Annotated in this window: 18 protein-coding genes and 2 pseudogenes; 17 read left to right on the forward strand and 3 right to left on the reverse strand. The window is 56.4% G+C overall.

Annotation, left to right across the window (positions count from 1 at the left end; translation table 11 throughout):
• Positions 1-145: 145 nt before the first annotated feature.
• Positions 146-691 (reverse strand): dTDP-4-dehydrorhamnose 3,5-epimerase, encoded by a 546-nt coding sequence (gene rfbC, locus LOY28_RS01265; RefSeq protein ID WP_018929293.1) that lies wholly within the window; start codon positions 689-691, stop codon positions 146-148.
• 180 nt (positions 692-871) lie between these two features.
• Here rfbC and LOY28_RS01270 point away from each other — a divergent pair.
• The 11 genes and pseudogenes from LOY28_RS01270 to LOY28_RS01320 all read left to right on the forward strand — a co-directional run bounded on the left by LOY28_RS01270 (position 872) and on the right by LOY28_RS01320 (position 11,713).
• Positions 872-3,784: pseudogene (locus LOY28_RS01270) on the forward strand (aminotransferase).
• 208 nt (positions 3,785-3,992) lie between these two features.
• Positions 3,993-4,871 carry an N-carbamoylputrescine amidase gene (gene aguB / locus LOY28_RS01275; protein ID WP_019581765.1) on the forward strand — a complete coding sequence of 293 codons (879 nt, stop codon included), beginning with the start codon at positions 3,993-3,995 and terminating at the stop codon, positions 4,869-4,871.
• A gap of 4 nt (positions 4,872-4,875) precedes the next feature.
• Positions 4,876-5,982 carry an agmatine deiminase gene (aguA, locus tag LOY28_RS01280; protein ID WP_064615866.1) on the forward strand — a complete coding sequence of 369 codons (1,107 nt, stop codon included), beginning with the start codon at positions 4,876-4,878 and terminating at the stop codon, positions 5,980-5,982.
• A 246-nt stretch (positions 5,983-6,228) separates the two neighbouring features.
• On the forward strand, positions 6,229-6,441 hold the full coding sequence (locus tag LOY28_RS01285) for a hypothetical protein (protein WP_018929289.1): 213 nt from the start codon (positions 6,229-6,231) through the stop codon (positions 6,439-6,441).
• Between the two features lie 217 nt (positions 6,442-6,658).
• Positions 6,659-7,330, forward strand: coding sequence for a DsbA family protein (locus LOY28_RS01290; RefSeq protein ID WP_258612959.1), 672 nt, complete (start codon positions 6,659-6,661; stop codon positions 7,328-7,330).
• Between the two features lie 17 nt (positions 7,331-7,347).
• Entirely contained in the window at positions 7,348-7,743 is a 396-nt protein-coding gene (locus tag LOY28_RS01295; RefSeq protein WP_258612960.1) for a nuclear transport factor 2 family protein, read from the forward strand.
• A 237-nt stretch (positions 7,744-7,980) separates the two neighbouring features.
• Positions 7,981-9,267, forward strand: coding sequence for an OprD family porin (locus LOY28_RS01300; RefSeq protein WP_018929286.1), 1,287 nt, complete (start codon positions 7,981-7,983; stop codon positions 9,265-9,267).
• Positions 9,268-9,497: 230 nt separating this feature from the next.
• A complete protein-coding gene (locus LOY28_RS01305) occupies positions 9,498-10,244 on the forward strand; it encodes a 2OG-Fe dioxygenase family protein (protein WP_018929285.1) in 747 nt (248 codons plus the stop codon).
• 46 nt (positions 10,245-10,290) lie between these two features.
• Positions 10,291-10,704, forward strand: a complete 414-nt coding sequence (locus LOY28_RS01310) for a GNAT family N-acetyltransferase (RefSeq protein WP_173861173.1) — start codon at positions 10,291-10,293, stop codon at positions 10,702-10,704.
• The gene (locus LOY28_RS01315; protein ID WP_018929283.1) at positions 10,701-11,417 is read left to right on the forward strand and encodes an AzlC family ABC transporter permease; all 717 of its coding nucleotides are present in this window, start codon (positions 10,701-10,703) and stop codon (positions 11,415-11,417) included. Before LOY28_RS01310 ends, LOY28_RS01315 begins: the two co-directional genes overlap by 4 nt.
• A complete protein-coding gene (locus tag LOY28_RS01320) occupies positions 11,396-11,713 on the forward strand; it encodes an AzlD domain-containing protein (protein ID WP_026300722.1) in 318 nt (105 codons plus the stop codon). The genes LOY28_RS01315 and LOY28_RS01320 overlap by 22 nt, the downstream gene beginning before the upstream one ends.
• Here the strand turns inward: LOY28_RS01320 and LOY28_RS01325 are convergent.
• Positions 11,630-12,556: a LysR family transcriptional regulator gene (locus tag LOY28_RS01325; protein ID WP_258612961.1), complete on the reverse strand. Its 927-nt coding sequence runs from the start codon at positions 12,554-12,556 to the stop codon at positions 11,630-11,632. The two genes, LOY28_RS01320 and LOY28_RS01325, sit on opposite strands and share 84 nt — an antisense overlap.
• Before the next feature lie 635 nt (positions 12,557-13,191).
• Here LOY28_RS01325 and LOY28_RS01330 point away from each other — a divergent pair.
• Together LOY28_RS01330 and LOY28_RS01335 are read left to right on the forward strand one after the other, a co-directional pair.
• Positions 13,192-13,602: an MbcA/ParS/Xre antitoxin family protein gene (locus LOY28_RS01330; RefSeq protein ID WP_007939490.1), complete on the forward strand. Its 411-nt coding sequence runs from the start codon at positions 13,192-13,194 to the stop codon at positions 13,600-13,602.
• Positions 13,602-14,279 carry an RES family NAD+ phosphorylase gene (locus LOY28_RS01335; RefSeq protein ID WP_258612962.1) on the forward strand — a complete coding sequence of 226 codons (678 nt, stop codon included), beginning with the start codon at positions 13,602-13,604 and terminating at the stop codon, positions 14,277-14,279. The genes LOY28_RS01330 and LOY28_RS01335 overlap by 1 nt, the downstream gene beginning before the upstream one ends.
• Positions 14,280-14,354: 75 nt before the next feature.
• Here the strand turns inward: LOY28_RS01335 and LOY28_RS01340 are convergent, their stop codons facing one another.
• Positions 14,355-14,636: a DUF3077 domain-containing protein gene (locus LOY28_RS01340; protein WP_258612963.1), complete on the reverse strand. Its 282-nt coding sequence runs from the start codon at positions 14,634-14,636 to the stop codon at positions 14,355-14,357.
• A gap of 537 nt (positions 14,637-15,173) precedes the next feature.
• Here LOY28_RS01340 and LOY28_RS29960 point away from each other — a divergent pair.
• The 4 genes and pseudogenes from LOY28_RS29960 to LOY28_RS01355 all read left to right on the forward strand — a co-directional run.
• A pseudogene (locus LOY28_RS29960) lies at positions 15,174-15,325 on the forward strand (helix-turn-helix domain-containing protein); the annotation flags it as partial.
• A gap of 233 nt (positions 15,326-15,558) precedes the next feature.
• On the forward strand, positions 15,559-16,341 hold the full coding sequence (locus LOY28_RS01345) for a TIGR04255 family protein (RefSeq protein ID WP_157214317.1): 783 nt from the start codon (positions 15,559-15,561) through the stop codon (positions 16,339-16,341).
• Positions 16,338-16,991 carry a hypothetical protein gene (locus LOY28_RS01350; RefSeq protein WP_258612964.1) on the forward strand — a complete coding sequence of 218 codons (654 nt, stop codon included), beginning with the start codon at positions 16,338-16,340 and terminating at the stop codon, positions 16,989-16,991. Before LOY28_RS01345 ends, LOY28_RS01350 begins: the two co-directional genes overlap by 4 nt.
• Before the next feature lie 56 nt (positions 16,992-17,047).
• Complete coding sequence (locus LOY28_RS01355; protein ID WP_258612965.1) at positions 17,048-17,425, forward strand: hypothetical protein; 378 nt, start codon at positions 17,048-17,050, stop codon at positions 17,423-17,425.
• The last annotated feature ends 21 nt before the right edge of the window (positions 17,426-17,446 follow it).

A 17,446-nucleotide genomic window follows, 5' to 3' on the forward strand; every position in this document is an offset into this window, starting at 1 on the left:
GGGGACAGACGCATTATGCCTAGGGTCTGTTGACGTTTGGTAGCAACGCGGTTCGCTACCAAACCTCAACAGACCCTAGGCTTGCGGGCGCAGTCTGCGCACCCTGGATCAAGTGCATGCTGGCGCTGAAAATTCAGACGGCAATTCAGGAGAAGACTTCAGCGTCCTTGAAGAACGCGGCGGCCTGATCCTTGGCGGACAGCTGCGGTGCCTCGTCCAGCTGCCAGTCGATGCCCAAGTCCGGGTCGTCCCAGCGAATGCTGCGTTCAGCCGACGGGGTGTAGTAGTCGGTGGTTTTGTAGAGGAATTCAGCGAAATCGCTCAGCACCACGAAACCATGGGCAAAACCTTCTGGTACCCAGAGCTGGCGATGGTTGTCGGCGGACAGGCGCACCGCGACCCATTTGCCGAAATGCGGCGAGCTGCGGCGAATGTCCACGGCCACGTCCAGCACTTCACCGGCGGTGACGCGGACCAGTTTGCCCTGAGTGTTTTCCAGCTGGTAGTGCAAGCCGCGCAGTACGCCTTTTTGCGAGCGGGAATGGTTGTCCTGCACGAATCGGGTGTTCAGGCCGGTTGCTTCTTCGAAAGCCTTGGCGTTGAAGCTTTCATAGAAGAAGCCGCGCTCATCACCAAATACCTTGGGCTCGATGATCAGAACACCGGGCAGGTCGGTGATGACTACGTTCATGGTGTTTCTCCAGCAATAGGCGTTCATGGGCGACATTCTTACGCAAAGTGCCGGCAGCCGCGAGTGGGACGGTGAAGAGAGTTGCTCACGCATTGATTCGGGCCAATCAGGGAAGGGGGGTTGCGTATCGCACTCGGCAGTGGCGATATAAGCGCCTAATAAAATTTCAGGGGTCGTTGTATGCCGCTCGCCACGTTGATTCACCGCGCCAGTCTGCCCAGCCCGCAAGTGTCCGCGGCGCAAGCGCTTGAGTTGCTGGAAGAACATTACGGGCTGAGCGGACGGTTGCAGGCTCTTGGAAGCCAGCAGGATCTCAACTACCGCGTCGACAGCGAGCAGGGGCGTTTCGTCCTGAAAATCTGCCGTGGCGATTACTCGGTGCTGGAACTGCAAGCCCAGCACGCAGGGCTCAAGCACTTGGCCGAACATCCCGGCGTGCAGGTGCCACGAGTGATCCCGGCCAAAAATGGTACAGACCTGCTCTCCCTGGAGGTCGGCGGTCAAGCGGTGCATGTACGTCTGCTCGATTACATCGACGGCCAGTCCCTGACGCACCTCGACCATCTGAACCAGGCCGTGGTCGCCGGTTTCGGGCGGCTCTGCGGCGAGATGGACGTGGCGCTGGCCGGTTTCGACCATCCTGGCCTTGAGCGCACCCTCCAATGGGACGCCCGTCACGCCAACGCGTTGATCGCGCATTTGCTGCCGGTGATCAAGGATGATCAGCAACGCAAGCTGATTGCTGAAGCAGCCGAGCAGGCCGAGCGCCATTTGCAGCCCTTGGTGGACAAGTTGCCGGTGCAGGCGATTCACATGGACATCACCGACGACAACGTGGTCTGGCAGCGAGATGCGCAGCGCCAATGGCAGTTGCAGGGGGTCATCGATTTCGGCGACCTGGTCCGAACCTGGCGGATCACCGATCTGTCGGTGACCTGTGCCGCGCTGCTGCACCATGCCGATGGCGATCCGTTCTACATCTTGCCGGCGGTTCGGGCCTATCACGCGATCAATCCGCTGCAACATGAAGAACTGCTGGCGCTCTGGCCGCTGATCGTTGCGCGTTCGGCGGTGTTGGTGCTGAGTGGCGAACAGTAGGTCACCATTGATCCGGGCAATGAGTACAGTCGCGACAACCTGACCCATGAGTGGGAAATTTTCCGCGTGGCCACATCGGTGCCGCTGGCGTTGATGGAGGCGGCGATTCTTGCTGCGGTTGGTCAAGGCCTGCCGAGCATCGGCAGCGAAAGCTTTGCGCCCTTGTTGCCGAGTCTGGTGGGGCGTGAGTTTGCGTTGATCGATCTGGGCGTGCTCAGCCCGCATTTCGAAGCGGGTAACTGGGAGCAAGAGGGGATCGACCAGCGTCTGTTGACCGAAGCTGCAGCGGCTCATGGTCTGGCGGCCAGTCGTTATGGGCAATATCGTCTGTCTCGCACCCAACCGGACAGCGCCACTGAACCGGCCACTTGCCCTCTGCATGTCGAGTTGCGAGTGCCCCATGGCACGGCGGTCGAATCGCCGTTTGCCGGAACGGTTCACCAGCCGGCAGTGGGTGTGCTGCAACTGGATGGTCCACAACTGAGTTTACGGCTGTGGGGTGTGACACCGTCGTTGCACGCGGGCGCAGCATTGGTCAAAGGTCAGGTGCTGGGTTCGGTCAGCGGGCCGTTGATCGTGCAATTGTGTCGAGGCGCTCAGCTCGACGCGCCGTTGTTTTGCACACCTTCGCGCGCCGCCGCCTGGCAAGCGTTGTGCCCGTCACCGGCGGCGTTGCTGGGGCTGGCCTGCGATGCAGAAGAAGAACTCGACCCGCAAACCTTGCTGGCCCGCCGCGACGCCAGTTTCGCCCGATCCCAGAAGCATTATTACGTCGACCCGCCGCGCATCGAGCGGGGCTGGCGCAATCACCTGATCGACATGCAGGGCCGCTCCTACCTCGACATGCTCAACAATGTCGCGGTATTGGGTCATGGTCATCCGCGCATGGCCGCCGTCGCCGGCCGTCAATGGTCGTTGCTCAATACCAACTCGCGTTTTCACTACGCAGCGATTGCCGAGTTTTCCGAGCGCTTGTTGAAGTTGGCACCGGACAACATGGACCGGGTATTCCTGGTCAACAGCGGCACCGAGGCCAATGACCTGGCGATTCGCCTGGCCTGGGCCTACAGCGGCGGCCGCGACATGCTCAGTGTGCTGGAGGCGTATCACGGCTGGTCGGTGGCGGCGGATGCGGTCTCGACCTCGATTGCCGACAACCCCAAGGCCTTGAGCAGCCGTCCTGATTGGGTGCACCCGGTGACCGCGCCGAACACCTATCGCGGCGAATTCCGTGGCCCGGACAGCGCGCCGGACTACGTGCGCAGCGTCGAACACAACCTGGCGAAAATCGTCGGGCAGAAACGCCAACTCGCCGGTTTCATCTGCGAGCCGGTGTATGGCAATGCCGGCGGCATCTCGCTACCACCGGGCTATTTGAGGCAGGTCTATGCGCTGGTCCGTGCTCAGGGCGGGGTGTGCATCGCCGATGAGGTGCAGGTCGGTTACGGCCGCATGGGTAAATTTTTCTGGGGTTTCGAAGAGCAGGGCGTGGTGCCCGACATCATCACCATGGCCAAAGGCATGGGTAACGGCCAGCCGTTGGGTGCCGTCATTACCCGTCGGGAGATTGCCGAAGCGCTGGAGGCCGAGGGTTATTTCTTCTCGTCCGCTGGCGGCAGCCCGGTCAGTTGCCGGATCGGCATGGCGGTGCTGGATGTGATGGAAGAAGAAAAACTCTGGGAAAACGCCCAGGTCGTGGGCGGGTACTTCAAGGAACGTCTTGAAGCCCTGATCGACCGGCATCCGTTGGTGGGAGCGGTGCACGGTTCCGGCTTTTATCTGGGCGTGGAGTTGGTCCGCAATCGCGAAACCCTTGAACCGGCGACCGAAGAAACCACGGCGTTGTGCGATCGCCTTCGTGAGTTGGGGATTTTCATGCAGCCGACGGGTGATTACCTGAACATCCTCAAGATCAAACCGCCGATGGTCACGTCGCGGCAGAGTGTGGACTTCTTTGTGGACATGCTGTCGAAGGTGCTGGGCGAAGGTTTGTAGGCAGCTCGTAGAGGTTGCAAATGTCGATTGTTATCGGGAATTTTTGAGGTTATTTAGAGGTGGTGGATATTTATTGCTTTTAAAGCCGATTTTTATCGGCTATAAAGTCGCCACTGCCCACGGTGTGGACGAACCACGCCCGGTGATTCCCGTTCTGTCATCGGTCGATGCCACACTGACCCTCAAGCACTTGCCCAGGAGATGATTCATGAGTCGTATCGTTACCGTCGCCGCCACCCAGATGGCTTGTTCCTGGGACCTTGAAGCCAACATCGAGACCGCTGAGAAGCTGGTCCGTGAGGCAGCGGCCAAAGGTGCGCAAATCATCCTGATCCAGGAACTGTTCGAGGCTCCGTACTTCTGCCAGAAGCCGAACCCGGACTACCTGCAACTGGCCACGACGGTAGAAGACAACGTTGCCATCAAGCACTTCCAGAAAGTCGCCAAGGAACTGCAAGTGGTGCTGCCGATCAGCTTCTACGAATTGGCCGGTCGCGCGCGTTTCAACAGCATCGCGATCATCGATGCCGACGGCAGCAACCTCGGGATTTATCGTAAAAGCCACATCCCGGATGGCCCTGGCTACCACGAAAAGTACTACTTCAACCCGGGCGATACCGGTTTCAAAGTGTGGAACACCCGTTACGCGAAAATCGGCGTGGGCATCTGCTGGGATCAGTGGTTCCCTGAGTGCGCCCGCAGCATGGCGCTGCAAGGCGCGGAAATTCTGTTCTACCCGACAGCCATTGGCAGTGAGCCGCACGACAAGACCATTTCGTCCCGCGATCACTGGCAGCGCGTGCAACAGGGCCATGCCGGTGCCAACCTGATGCCGCTGATCGCCAGCAACCGCATCGGCAATGAAGAGCAGGACGGCTACGATATTACCTTCTACGGCTCGTCGTTCATCGCCAACCAGTTTGGCGAGAAGGTCCAAGAGCTGAACAAAACCGAAGAAGGCATTCTGGTTCACAGCTTCGACCTCGATGAGCTGGAGCACATTCGCAGCGCCTGGGGTTCGTTCCGCGACCGTCGTCCGAACCTGTACGGCGCGATTAAAACCCTCGACGGTTCCCTGGAGTCCTGAAGCCATGACCACGTTGAACAGCACCCCTCGCGCCGACGGCTTTTACATGCCTGCCGAGTGGGCACCCCAAACCCAGACCTGGATGGTCTGGCCCGAGCGCCCGGACAACTGGCGCCTGGGTGGCAAACCGGCGCAAGCCGCGCACGTTGCAGTGGCCAAGGCCATCGCGCGTTTCGAACCGGTGACCGTGGCGGTCTCCGCTGGCCAGTACGAAAATGCCCGCGCCCGTCTCGACGTGCCGAATATTCGTGTGGTGGAGATGTCCAGCGATGACGCCTGGGTCCGGGATACCGGCCCGACGTTCGTCATCAATGACAGCGGCGAAGTCCGTGGCGTGGATTGGGACTTTAATGCCTGGGGCGGTTTCGACGGCGGTTTGTATTCGCCGTGGAACCGTGACTCGCAGGTGGCGGGCAAGATCCTCGAAATCGAGCGCAGCCCGCGCTACCGCACCGAGGGTTTTGTGCTCGAAGGCGGCTCGATTCATGTCGATGGCGAAGGCACCCTGATCACCACCGAAGAGTGCCTGCTCAACCGCAATCGCAATCCGCACATGAGCCGTGAGCAAATCGAAGCGGTGCTCAGCGCAAACCTGGCTGTGGATAAGATCATCTGGCTGCCGGACGGCTTGTTCAACGACGAAACCGACGGCCATGTGGATAACTTCTGCTGCTATGTGCGTCCGGGTGAAGTGCTGCTGGCCTGGACCGACGACCCGCAGGACCCGAACTACCCGCGCTGCCAGGCGGCCATGAACGTGCTGCAAAACAGCACCGATGCCAAGGGGCGCTCGTTCACGGTGCACAAAATGCCGATTCCGGGGCCGCTGTATGCGACCGAAGAAGAGTGCGCCGGTGTGGACCCGGTGGACGGCACTCAGGAGCGCAATCCGACCGTGCGCCTGGCCGGCTCTTATGTGAACTTCCTGATCGTCAACGGTGGCATCATCGCGCCAAGCTTCGATGACCCACTGGACGGGCCGGCCAAAGAGATTTTGCAGAGCGTGTTTCCGCAACACGAAGTGGTCATGGTGCCTGGTCGCGAACTGTTACTTGGGGGCGGTAACATCCATTGCCTTACCCAACAACAGCCCGCTCCACACAAGGAGTGAGTGAGGACGTAACAGCTTGAGTTGATTGAAAAATCGATTGAGCAACGATTTTGGCCTCCTTATCTCGCAGAAAGCCCGCAGCCCATCAGGACTTCGGGCTTTTTTGTATCTACTTATCGACACTTCGAAAACATTGGCATAGCTCTTGTATCTTCGATGGCGCAACACGGGGAGGGAGAGAACTTCGATGTTCTGTCATAAACCTTGGATAAGTTAGCCGCTCACAAACCAGGAGAGAGCGCTGAGATGAACGCCGAAATGAACGTAGTGGGCGAGCGGGCACTGCATCCCCTGGCAGTTAACAGCGAATCGCTTCAAGTCCTGGCACAGTGGTTGAAGTCCAATGGAACGCGTCAGATCAGAGAACCTGATCCGCGCCGGATGATGATCGAGCGCTATCCCGCTGGTTTATTCAGCGAGGCGGAACTGGAAGCATTGTGGGATGTGATGGAAGGATAAGAAGAAAAACAACGGATGGATAAAAGCGCTGCCGGGAAGGCGGCGCTTTTTTATGCCCGTCGCAAAAGTGGGTGCCTGCAAGATCGGTGGGTGCCCGTTAAGGGGCATTCGACCGATTCTTGAAACAGACTGAAATCGATTCCGGCGTTTTTCCAAAACGATCTGAGTATTAGTCTGCCGGCATTGAGTTTTCCTACTTTATTGCCGGAGTCTTCCCATGACCCTTCACTACATTTACGACCCATTGTGCGGTTGGTGCTACGGCGCCAAACCCTTGGTGCAAGCTGCCCAAACCGTGTTGCCGGTGATCGGCCACGGCGGCGGCATGATGAGCGGTGCCAATCGCCAAACCGTTTCGCCACAACTACGCAATTACGTCATGCCCCACGACCGGCGCATCGCCGAGTACACCGGCCAGCCGTTTGGCGAAGCATATTTTGAGGGATTGCTGCGTGATGAGACGGCGGTGTTCGACTCCACGCCGCCGATTGCCGCCGTGCTGGCAGCCGAGCAGATCGCCGGGCGCGGACTGGAGTTGCTGGGGCGTTTGCAGACGGCTCATTACGTGGAAGGTCGACGCATCGCTGACGAGGCTGTTTTGCTTGAACTTGCCGCACAGACAGGTCTTGAGCCCGAGGCTTTCCAGCAGGCATTTAGTGCAGCTGATATCGGTCGCCATATCAAGGACAGCCGCGCACTCTTGGCCCGTGTCGGCGGTCAGGGCTTCCCGACCTTCGCGCTGGAACAGGATGGCCAGTTCACCCTGGTCGATATCGGCCCTTGGCTCGGCAAGCCGCAGGCCTTCGCCCAATGGTTGAGCCAGTCGCTTTCGGCAACAGAGTCTTCATCCGCGTTTCAAACCTGTGGCCTCGACGGCTGCGCCCATTGAACTCACCTGGAGTCACCATGGATAACCTGAGCCTGATCAAAAGCACCTACGAAGGCGTCAACTCCCAGGAGAATGCGCGCAACACCGCCGCGGCGCTGGCCGATGACGCTCGCTGGACCGAAGCCGCAGGTTTTCCGTATGCCGGGACCTACGTCGGTTTCGACGCGATCGTCGAAAATGTCTTCAAGCGCCTGGCCACTGAGTGGGAAGATTTTCGGTTCAAGGTCGAGAACTACGTCGCTCAGGGCGACAAGGTATTTGCCTACGGCAATTACAGCGGCGTCTATAAAGCTACCGGTCGTGCGATGAATGCCCGAGTCGCGCACTTGTGGACTCTGGCCGACGGAAAAGTCACCCATTTCGAACAATTCGTCGACAGCCATATCGTGCAATTGGCTATTGCTGACAAGTGATTTCTTAGACGATTTTCGCCTATTTACAGAAGATTCACGAAATTGACACATCATTTAGGGCGCAGATAGGATGCTCCCCAACGCCTGTGGCTAACCGCCACGACTGACAAAACAATAAAAGGCCCGCCGCGAATTTTCGTGGGCGGGCCTTTTTGTTTTTGCGGTGAAAAAAGAGCGCGATAGCGCCGTTTCAGCTGTTCGGCACAGAGCGTATCAACCCGTAATAAGGAAAATAACATGTTGAACAAGCGAATCAGCCTGATCGCACTGGGGATGTTGAGCGCCACACAGGCCATGGCTAACGACCAGGCCGAATCCAAGGGTTTTGTTGAAGACAGCAGCCTCAAAGTGCTGCTGCGCAACGCCTACATCAATCGTGACTATAAAGACGGCAACCCGGACAAAGCCGAATGGGGCCAAGCGGCCATCGGTACTTACTCGTCCGGTTTCACCCAAGGCACCGTCGGTGTGGGTGTGGATGCCTTCGGTCTGTACGCACTGCGTCTGGACGGCGGCAAAGGCCGCAGCGGCGCCGGTGGTATCGATTTCTTCAAGCAGGGCGACAGCGGCAACGCGGCGGATGACCTGTCCAAGTTCGGTGGCGCGGTCAAATTCCGTATCTCCAGCACCGTCCTGACCTACGGTGACCAGATGCCGGCCCTGCCGGTGCTGAACTACGACAACTCCCGCCTGCTGCCGGAAAGCTATACCGGCACCTTGATCACCTCCAAAGAGATCAAAGGCCTGGAGCTGAACGCCGGTCGCTTCACCGCCGAATCGCGCAAAAGCGCTGAAGGCCGTGACAGCGGTGGCTTGAAGTCGATCAATGTATTGGGCGGTAGCTACCAGTTCACTGAACAGTTCAAGGCAGCGCTGTACGCTTCCGACGTCGAAGACGTACTGAAGAAGCAATACGTGAACGCCAATTACGTGTTCCCGATTGCCAAGGATCAGTCCCTGACCCTGGACTTCAACGGCTATCGTACCAAGCTGGACAACTCCTACGTCCGGGAAAACGGTGTCACCGGCGACGACAACAAAATCTGGAGCCTGGCAGCGACCTTTGCCACCGGCCCGCACTCGTTCACCCTCGCCCACCAGCGCAGCACCGGCGACAGCAACCTGGGTTATGCCTACGGTGGCTATCAGCGCGGCCAGAACCGCGTCGGCGACGGCGGCAACACCATTTACCTGGCGAACTCCTACTGGTCCGACTTCAACGCCGAAGACGAACGCAGCTGGCAGCTGGGTTACGGTCTGGACTTCGGTGCCTTCGGCGTTCCGGGCCTGAGCTACAACGTGGCCTACGTGCGCGGCGACAACATCACCACTTCCACCAGCGAAGGCGGCACCGAGCGCGAGATCTTCAACCAGTTCAAGTACGTCGTGCAGAGTGGCCCGGCCAAAGACCTGAGCGTGAAGGTACGCAGCTCGATCCTGCGTGTGTCGCAGAAATCCAGCGAGTACAACGTCAGCGGCAACGAACTGCGCGTATTCGTGGATTACCCGATCAACATCTTCTGATGATCGGCTGAGTTGTTCAGACTCGATAAAACCCTGACTGGTTCGGGGTTTTTTTTGCCTCATAACCATATGAAAACACCGAAAAAGGCTGTTTTCGATCGTAAAAAGTCGAATTGGAGCAACTTTATCCTGCGTTTCAAGCAACGCTTGATATGCCTGAAATTCTTTCTCATGGGCCGTCAATCCGGCACCTACTAGATTAGGCCGCTTAATGCAGCGGAGACCTAGTAATGATCGTGTTGAACAGAGAAGTTGGTGAATCGCTACGGCGCGACAAGTATGTCAACGTCCAGGGAGCCGACTTCAATCTCTTCGGTCATTTTTCCGACTTCGTCAGACTGACCAAAAGTTGGGAAAACATGGAGCCGGACAGTTATTACGGCCAAGCCGATGCGGGCATGCGTTTTCGTCGCTACAGCGATTTTGAATACAACCCGGTCACCCGTGACTTGAAGCAATTGGAACATCGCGCCTACGTGCAATCGAAGGCCAACAACAGCTACGTCGGTGGACTGGAGCGGCACTTCCAGGACTTCTCTAATGAGGTCATTAATTCGCCGGTGATGCGCAGCCTGATCGATACGGATTTCGAGGTGTACAAACACGTATTGCCGCCGGAACTGCACGACGCAATCTGGCAATGCCAGATTCATCAGATCCGCATCGAGATCAAGCCGGGCAAGCAACTGGAAATCACCCCGGAAGGTATTCATTGCGACGGTTATCCGTTCAGCGGTGTGCATTTCTGGGGTCGCAACAATGTGGACGGGGCGGAGAGCCGTTTGTATTCGGCCCAAGAGGAACAGCTGGCGGCAACGACCTATCTGGAAATCCTCGACACCACCTACTTCCTCGATCGCGAGATGCGTCACTACGTGACACCGGCGCGCAACACCCATGCTCACGAAATGGCCTATCGGCAGATTCTGGCCATTTCCTTCTCGCGGCCCGGGACCGCTTTCGACATTGTTCGCTGAACAGTTCGACCCCATGATGAACATCACCGAGTGCTCTGCACCGGTGATGCTGCGACGCGCGACGGCCAAGGATGCCCAACGCCTGGAGCGCTTCTTTCGGCAATTCGAAGAAGTGTCGTTCTGTGAATGGCAGGACGCCAAATGCCTGCGCGGTGTGCTGGAGCAGAAAACCACCACCGCGTTCCTCGCACTCGATGTCGGTGGCGAAGTGGTCGGCGCGGTGTTGGGCGGCATGCTTGGTAGCCGTGGCACCATCAATCACCTGGCGGTGAGCACGTTGTATCGCAGCCAGGGCGTCGGTCAACGTCTGGTGGAAGCGGCCTCGGCGGACATGAAACGGGTGGGTGTGCTGCGGATGTTCCTGTTCGTCGACGATGCTAACCTTGCCGGCAAACGCTTTTGGAGTGCCCAGGGCTTTTGTGAGCCGCGCGGCGAAACTACCTTTGAGAGGGACCTATGAATGAGACGTCCAGCAGCCAGCCGCTGATGGTCGAGCCCCAGCCCTCGCGCACGTTTGCTGAAGCCAGCCCGGTGGTTGCGGGCTACTTCACGGTGTCGTTTGTGTTCGGTCTGATGGCCGTCAATGCCGGGATGCCCGTGTGGCTGCCGGTCGCGATGTGCCTGTTCGTCTACGCCGGTGCCTCACAGTTCGCCGCCCTGGCGTTGATCTCCAGCGGTGCGTCGCTGACCACCATTATCCTCACCACGTTTCTGATCAATGCGCGGCACATGCTGATGTCGGTCTATATGGCCAAGGCCCTGCAAGCGCTGGGGCTCAGTCGTCTGGAACGCTGGTGTTATGCCGGTGGGCTGACCGATGAATCGTTCGCCTTCCACAGCGTCAAACTGGGCAAGGGCTCGCCGGTCAATGTGCGTTACCTGATCGGCTTCAATCTGTATTGCCACACCTCGTGGGTACTCGGCGGTTTGCTGGGGGCGATCTGCGCGCAGTACGCGGCGCACCTGATCAAATATCAGCTCGACTATGCACTGACCGCGATGATGCTCTACGTGCTGGTATCGCTCTGCAACACCCGCAACAAACTGATCGCCGCACTGGCCGCGGTCGCTTGCATGGGTGCACTGAGCCTGATTGGCAACTCACCCTTCAATGTATTCATCGCCACATTCGTGGGCTGCGGAGTGGGTGTATGCCTGACCAAACGTTCCTGATCCTGGTCGTCGCGCTGATGATGGCCGTGACATTCCTGCCACGCGCGTTGCCGCTGCAGGTGAGCACCGATCATTGGCCACCTCTGGTCGCCCGGGCGCTGGAATACCTGCCGGTGGCGATCGTGGCTGCCATCAGCCTCACACCCCTGTTGATCAAGGATCAGCATGTGCAGCTCGATCGCCCGGAATTTTATGCAGCCATTCCGACGTTGTTATGTGCGTATTTCAGCAAAAACCTCTTTCTCTCCGTTGCGGTGGGAACGGTTGCGTACATTGCGCTCGGCTCGTTCATGTAACGGCAGATCGACCACTTCATTCAAGGCCTGACCCGACAACTCGGGATTATTGATCGCCAGCCGCACTTCGAGGGAGTCCTCGAACCCCGGGAAAATGGTCAGGCCGTTACGCAGGGCCGCCTCACGGGAAACCATGCCCAGTCCGTCCATTTGCGTGATCAACGATAGGGTCAGGGTTTCACTGCAGGAATAGATCATCCGCTTGCCTGACTCGTAGTTGCCAAGGCCTGCGTCGAGAAAGCGCAAGAAGCTGTGGGAATACGGACAGTCATCGGCCGGCCGAACCTGAAATTTATTGCCAAGCAGCACCAGCGGGTCGTTTTCCTGACCGCAATGAGCACCGACCACCTGCACTTGCACATCGGGCAGGGCAATGCTGGGCAACCCCGGCTGTTGCGGCCCGATCAGCACGGCCAGGTCGAAGTCCTCATTCTTCAACTTGCTGAGGTTTTCCATCGACTCGGCGTAGCTGAATTCCAGCTGATAATCAGCAAACACCTCGATGAGGCGTCCGATCATTCGCCGGTTGAAGTCGGCCGAGAGCGTGGTGTTAAGCGCAACCTTGAGCGTGCGCTGCCCGGGCACCTTGAGCGCGGCGACTTTCTCTTCCAGCTGCCGCGTGGCGACCAACACTTTGTCCATGTAGGGCGTGAGCTCCGTGCCCTGTGTGGTCAGGGTCAGCCCCTTGTTGGAGCGACGAAACAACCGAAAACCGAACTGCTCTTCGACCTTGTTCAACTGCGCGGCCAATGCCTGCACGGTCAAAAAGGAATGCTCTGCCGCCGCCGACAACGAGCCGGTCTGCACGATGCGCATGAGGTTGCGTAAGGTTCTGCTATCCATTTGGGTAATGCCCTCTAAAGTGGGCTGGCTATTGTTGTGTACCTTGCCGCCCGGTGGGCGTGGGTCGCGTGCTGGCTATGATCCTGCACCAGAGCATGCTTGTCCCGAGTTTAGTAGCGAAATGATTCTGCGTCCGATGGCTGGAGGCTTGCACAGGATCGAGATTTTTGTTGGAGGGGAGATGATCGGGGTCAAGAAAGTGGCCCGGATGGGGGAGGTGTGGGCGTTTTTTGGCTGCTTGTTTTATCAACGAAACCTTTTCCCAAGGCAAAAAAAAAGCAGCCTGATCAGGCTGCTTTCATGAAAAAGGTGCTTGATATTGTGCTCCCTCAAGCAGGGGAGAAGAGGTCTCACCAGGCGTCGATTTCCAAGTCATCAACGAGGTCCCTCCGCCGACTATTGCCACTTGGAGGCAGTCGGTTTCGCGCTCTCGATTTAATTCTCTGCCCCTATAGTGGGGGTGTCAACGTGTGTGTCTGACCGTATGTCGGCGTCTTTTCAGGCTGCGGAAAAGCGGGTGTGAATGCTCTTTTCGAAGGGGGAACAGATTAATACGCTTGTGAATTAAAAATTCATTTTTGTTCGCATCTGTACTAGTCTGAAATCAAGACATCATACCCAAGGAGGCTATTACCATGCCTGCCTCATCCACTGTCCTCAGCCCACAGCAACAACTCGACTCCCCCGAAGCCGGTCGAGTCGCGCTGAAGTTTTTCTTCAACCTCATGGAACGCTGGGGCTGTACCGCCGAGCAACAACGCACACTCCTGGGCAAAGTCGGTAATACGACTTTCTACAAATACAAACACCTGCCACCCAACGTGCGCCTGCCCCACGACACCCTGGAGCGCATCTCGTATTTGATGGGCATTCACAAAGCGCTGAGCATCATCTTCAGCAACAGTCGCGAACGTGCCTACACATGGGTCAGCAGCCCCAACACCGCCGCACCGTTCAATGGCCAATCGGCATTGAGCTACATGCTGGCCGGTCGCGTGGTCGACATCGCTGATGTGCGCCGCTACCTCGACGGGGTACGCGGTTGATGGTGCCGGAACGCGCCGACCCGCAGTGGCCGCGGGCCTATCGGATCGTCAACAGTTGCTTCCCGCCGATCTCGTTGTTCGAAGACGTTCTCGACCCTGAAGATCTGCCCACTGCCTACGCGTTGGAAGCCTTGACCAACGATCGGCTGATGGACGAAGCCGGCGTGCTCACCCGCGTGCGCCCCGAAGACCGCATCTCCGGCCCCGGCTCCACACCGGTGATGGCCGCGTTCACCCACATCGGCAAAACCAGCCGCTTCACCGACGGCACCTTCGGCGTTTACTACGCCGCCAGCAGCCAGGCAGCGGCCATCGCCGAGACGAGTTATCACCAGGAACGCTTCCTCGCCGCGACCAACGAACCGGATCTTGAGTTGACCATGCGTACCTACGTCAACCGGGTGGTCAAACCTCTGCACGACATCCGCGCCGACTACCCACACCTGCACGACCCGGATCCCAACGCCTACGGTCCGGCCCAGGCCTTTGCCCGGCAACTGCGCGAAACGTTGTCCTGGGGACTGCTCTACAACAGTGTTCGATTGCCTGGGCATGAATGTGTTGCCGCGTTTCGGCCGCCGGCCGTGTCCATTCCGAAGCAGGGGAAGCACATTCGGTATGTGTGGAGTGCGAGCAGCAGGAAGATCTCGTTCGTGTTTGAAGTCAGCGAGATGTGAAGCCCGGCGAAACGCAAAAAGCCCCGATTGATTCGGGGCTTTTTCATGCGCGATGTTCAGGCTTACGTGACGATGTTACTGGCTGTGATTGTTACCCGGTGCGTCGAGCACCTTCACCACGTCATCGATGATTGCCTTGCTCATATCCTGCAAATAATGCGATGCCCAGGCATGTCGGTCGGTATCGCGAAGCATGGCGGCGTCTGATGCGAGCAGTTTGGATACGTGGAGCAAGTCGGAAGCGTGGGAGAGGGCTTCGATGACCGGGACACCGGCGTTGATGCGGAACAGCGGTTCGTTGGCGTGGAGGGAGAAGTGTGTGAGGCCGATTGTTTTCAGGTCTTGGGGGTAGGTCATTGGGCACCTCCGGTGGTTGGGCGGTGGCGAGTTATGACTGGTGGAGCAGAAGCGCAAATTGTGTACAGATTGATGGCGTGCATGGGTAAGACTCCCGTATCAAAGTGAGAGCTACCACGTTCGTTATCAGGCGAATGGGTGGCAGCTATGCGCGGGCTGATAAACCGGAGATACAGGAACCCGGCAGACCCGAAGGTCTCCCACGCACAGCCGCCATTGCACGGAAATGCGGGCACAAAAAAGCGCCTGCAATCGTGATTTGGGGGCGCTTGTGCGCCTGTATCTTACTCGGGTTATCAGGCCCGGTCGCTGAATTGGCAGCGACGGTTTGAAGGTAGCTTGAGGTGGGAGGATGCGCAATCGTGGCTAGGTGGTGGCGTGGGTAAGGTTTTGGAAATTTTTAGACCCAGGTAATTATTTTTTGCGATCGGACACAAAGGTTGGAGCTGCAGTCAGTGCTTGTCGATGATTAGACGGTTTCGGCGTGTCGCCCAAGTGTCAGGTCCAATCAAGCAAACTTGCACTGCCCGATCATACGGCGTCGCGTTCGCCAAGCTAATTGGAGTGAGTTTGCGGACATTGCAGGACTTGGGAACGCAAGGGCGCCGACAACGGACGGGAGCGGCGCAGACGCTGCTGCGTGTGCGTGCCAGCATCCTGAGGTGTTGTGCGATTTGCATGCGATTTGAGCTAGTGAGTTTTGGAGGAACCTCTGATGATCCTCGTGAAAGAAAATCAATGGGTTAGCTTCTTTTCCGTTGATCGAATCACTAATAGATTCAAAGCGCACCATGAGTCAAGCTTCTGGCATACCTAATGCTTGCAACGATAAGGCTTATAGGATTGGTCGTGTTTTTCCGACAGCATGCTAATGTACATCACACCAGACCAAATTTTCGCTGCTGTCTCGCGTGGGGCGCAAATGACTAAGTCAGTGAATCAGCCTATTCCTAGCTATAAAAAGCCTCCAATAAATGAAGTTGTCTGTGGCTGTCAGTTTGAACAGCTGAAAGATCTTAAAATTACTCATTTTGGGGATCTGTGGAGTCGACTAAAAAAAGATTTTCCTAAGGTCGAACATGCGCTTCCCATCACAAATGCCGAAGGCTTTCCACCGGAGGACCCGGAAACGAGTTTGCCGCTGCCCAGAGCTTGGTTCATAAACAATACTGACAGCCGATTAATTCAATTTCAATCGGATAGATTTTATTATAATTGGCGTAAGAAAGAGCGAGAGCTAACATATCCGCGGTATGCTGAGGTTTTTAGCTGTTTTGATCGGTATTTTAAAACGTTAAACAGTTTTGTTGCGGAAAATGGCTTGGGCATACTGAAACCGACTGTTTGGGAGTTGACATATACCAACCATATACCTTTTGATGATGCTTCTAACTCAACAATAGAGCTATTCAAAGATATTCGCTGGGTGCGTGATGTTAATCGATTTCTCTCGGAACCAACCAATCCAGTATGGGCGGCGACATTTGATATGCCTAATGACTCTGGAGTTTTGATAGCGAAGTTTGGGAGTGGAAGAATTCAAGGAGAGGAAACAAAGGTTCGGATTCTTGAACTCGCAGCGCGCGGCCCTGTGAGTGAGACAGGTATGAAAGAATGGTTCGACTTAGCCCGCGAATGGATCGTAAGGGGATTTACTGATCTTACAACTGAGGATGCACATGTTCTTTGGGAGCGCGAGATATGAGGGACGGACTAACAGCGTTTTCCATCTGTGATTCAGATGAGTACTCGTCATTGGCATCAAGAGAAACTTCTCAACCATGCATTTATAAAAAGCATTTGGAGCGAAGTGAAAAGGTGAATTTTGGTGATGGGAAGACTACATCCCCAGCGTCTGATATTTCTCCTTTTTATGGAATGTTCGATGATGATCAGTCAGTTACTGCATTCTATGAGATTGATCGTCGTAGGGCCGATAGCACTGATGTTGAGGAACATATAAATAATCTGAGAGCGTTTGCGCATATAAGAAATGCGGATAGGATCGCTGACCGCACCGCCGATTTGTTGGAGTTGTATAAGGAGGACTATGATGGAAAATCGTTATTATCATCCTCACTTGCGACATTTGTTGAGTTTTTGAATCTTAATTCAAACTCTAGGTTTCCCACAATTACAGCTACCCCGATAGGGGAGCTCTATGTTCAGTGGAAGTATGATGATTACCAAAGGTTGAGCATTCAGTTTTTGGGCGGAAGTGAAATTAAATGGGTTGTTTTTAAGAGGAATTCGATGCACGAGCAACGTGTCGATAGTTTGTCTGGTCAAACTATGGTTGATTCTTTTTTTGAAATCGCAAACACATTGGGAATTCAAGGGTGGATTTCGGAATGAAGGGGGATTTTCTCCCTGATTGCGATAATGTAACGCGCCTATGCGGTGGATCTCATGTGGATCCCGATACGGGAAAGCCTAGTCCAGGCGCTTTTATGCTTCGTGCGGACGAGTCTTATCTCTCCGTAAACTGGCTAGAGTATTTCGAACAGTATAGCCATGAAGACAGATTGTCAGAAATTCGACGTGTATTAGCTGGGAAAATGAAAGTAGGGAAAGCGGCTCGTTTAGCATTACTTAACGTGGGTGGTGCAACACAGATTGTTGGAGATAATCCACTTATCAGTTTTACTCACGAGCCACTTGATGGCTCAGAAGCTATCGTCGACCTTTCTCATTGTGGAATTAACAATATCCAAAGCTTCGAGCAAATAGTGGCGGAAAAATTGAGCCAAGCTGTTTATGAACTAACTTTGGCTCGAGAACATGGCTGAGCCCAGGATACTTTGTACTGA

Origin of the sequence: Pseudomonas sp. B21-017 (genome assembly GCF_024749245.1) — a bacterium.
Taxonomy (GTDB): domain Bacteria; phylum Pseudomonadota; class Gammaproteobacteria; order Pseudomonadales; family Pseudomonadaceae; genus Aquipseudomonas.

What these genes read in the sequence shown, in the direction of transcription:
- rfbC (WP_018929293.1), bottom strand. Translation starts at nt 691, where the DNA reads ATGAACGTAGTCATCACCGACCTGCCCGGTGTTCTGATCATCGAGCCC.
- aguB (WP_019581765.1), top strand. Translation starts at nt 3,993, where the DNA reads ATGAGTCGTATCGTTACCGTCGCCGCCACCCAGATGGCTTGTTCCTGG.
- aguA (WP_064615866.1), top strand. Translation starts at nt 4,876, where the DNA reads ATGACCACGTTGAACAGCACCCCTCGCGCCGACGGCTTTTACATGCCT.
- LOY28_RS01285 (WP_018929289.1), top strand. Translation starts at nt 6,229, where the DNA reads ATGAACGCCGAAATGAACGTAGTGGGCGAGCGGGCACTGCATCCCCTG.
- LOY28_RS01290 (WP_258612959.1), top strand. Translation starts at nt 6,659, where the DNA reads ATGACCCTTCACTACATTTACGACCCATTGTGCGGTTGGTGCTACGGC.
- LOY28_RS01295 (WP_258612960.1), top strand. Translation starts at nt 7,348, where the DNA reads ATGGATAACCTGAGCCTGATCAAAAGCACCTACGAAGGCGTCAACTCC.
- LOY28_RS01300 (WP_018929286.1), top strand. Translation starts at nt 7,981, where the DNA reads ATGTTGAACAAGCGAATCAGCCTGATCGCACTGGGGATGTTGAGCGCC.
- LOY28_RS01305 (WP_018929285.1), top strand. Translation starts at nt 9,498, where the DNA reads ATGATCGTGTTGAACAGAGAAGTTGGTGAATCGCTACGGCGCGACAAG.
- LOY28_RS01310 (WP_173861173.1), top strand. Translation starts at nt 10,291, where the DNA reads ATGCTGCGACGCGCGACGGCCAAGGATGCCCAACGCCTGGAGCGCTTC.
- LOY28_RS01315 (WP_018929283.1), top strand. Translation starts at nt 10,701, where the DNA reads ATGAATGAGACGTCCAGCAGCCAGCCGCTGATGGTCGAGCCCCAGCCC.
- LOY28_RS01320 (WP_026300722.1), top strand. Translation starts at nt 11,396, where the DNA reads ATGCCTGACCAAACGTTCCTGATCCTGGTCGTCGCGCTGATGATGGCC.
- LOY28_RS01325 (WP_258612961.1), bottom strand. Translation starts at nt 12,556, where the DNA reads ATGGATAGCAGAACCTTACGCAACCTCATGCGCATCGTGCAGACCGGC.
- LOY28_RS01330 (WP_007939490.1), top strand. Translation starts at nt 13,192, where the DNA reads ATGCCTGCCTCATCCACTGTCCTCAGCCCACAGCAACAACTCGACTCC.
- LOY28_RS01335 (WP_258612962.1), top strand. Translation starts at nt 13,602, where the DNA reads ATGGTGCCGGAACGCGCCGACCCGCAGTGGCCGCGGGCCTATCGGATC.
- LOY28_RS01340 (WP_258612963.1), bottom strand. Translation starts at nt 14,636, where the DNA reads ATGACCTACCCCCAAGACCTGAAAACAATCGGCCTCACACACTTCTCC.
- LOY28_RS01345 (WP_157214317.1), top strand. Translation starts at nt 15,559, where the DNA reads ATGACTAAGTCAGTGAATCAGCCTATTCCTAGCTATAAAAAGCCTCCA.
- LOY28_RS01350 (WP_258612964.1), top strand. Translation starts at nt 16,338, where the DNA reads ATGAGGGACGGACTAACAGCGTTTTCCATCTGTGATTCAGATGAGTAC.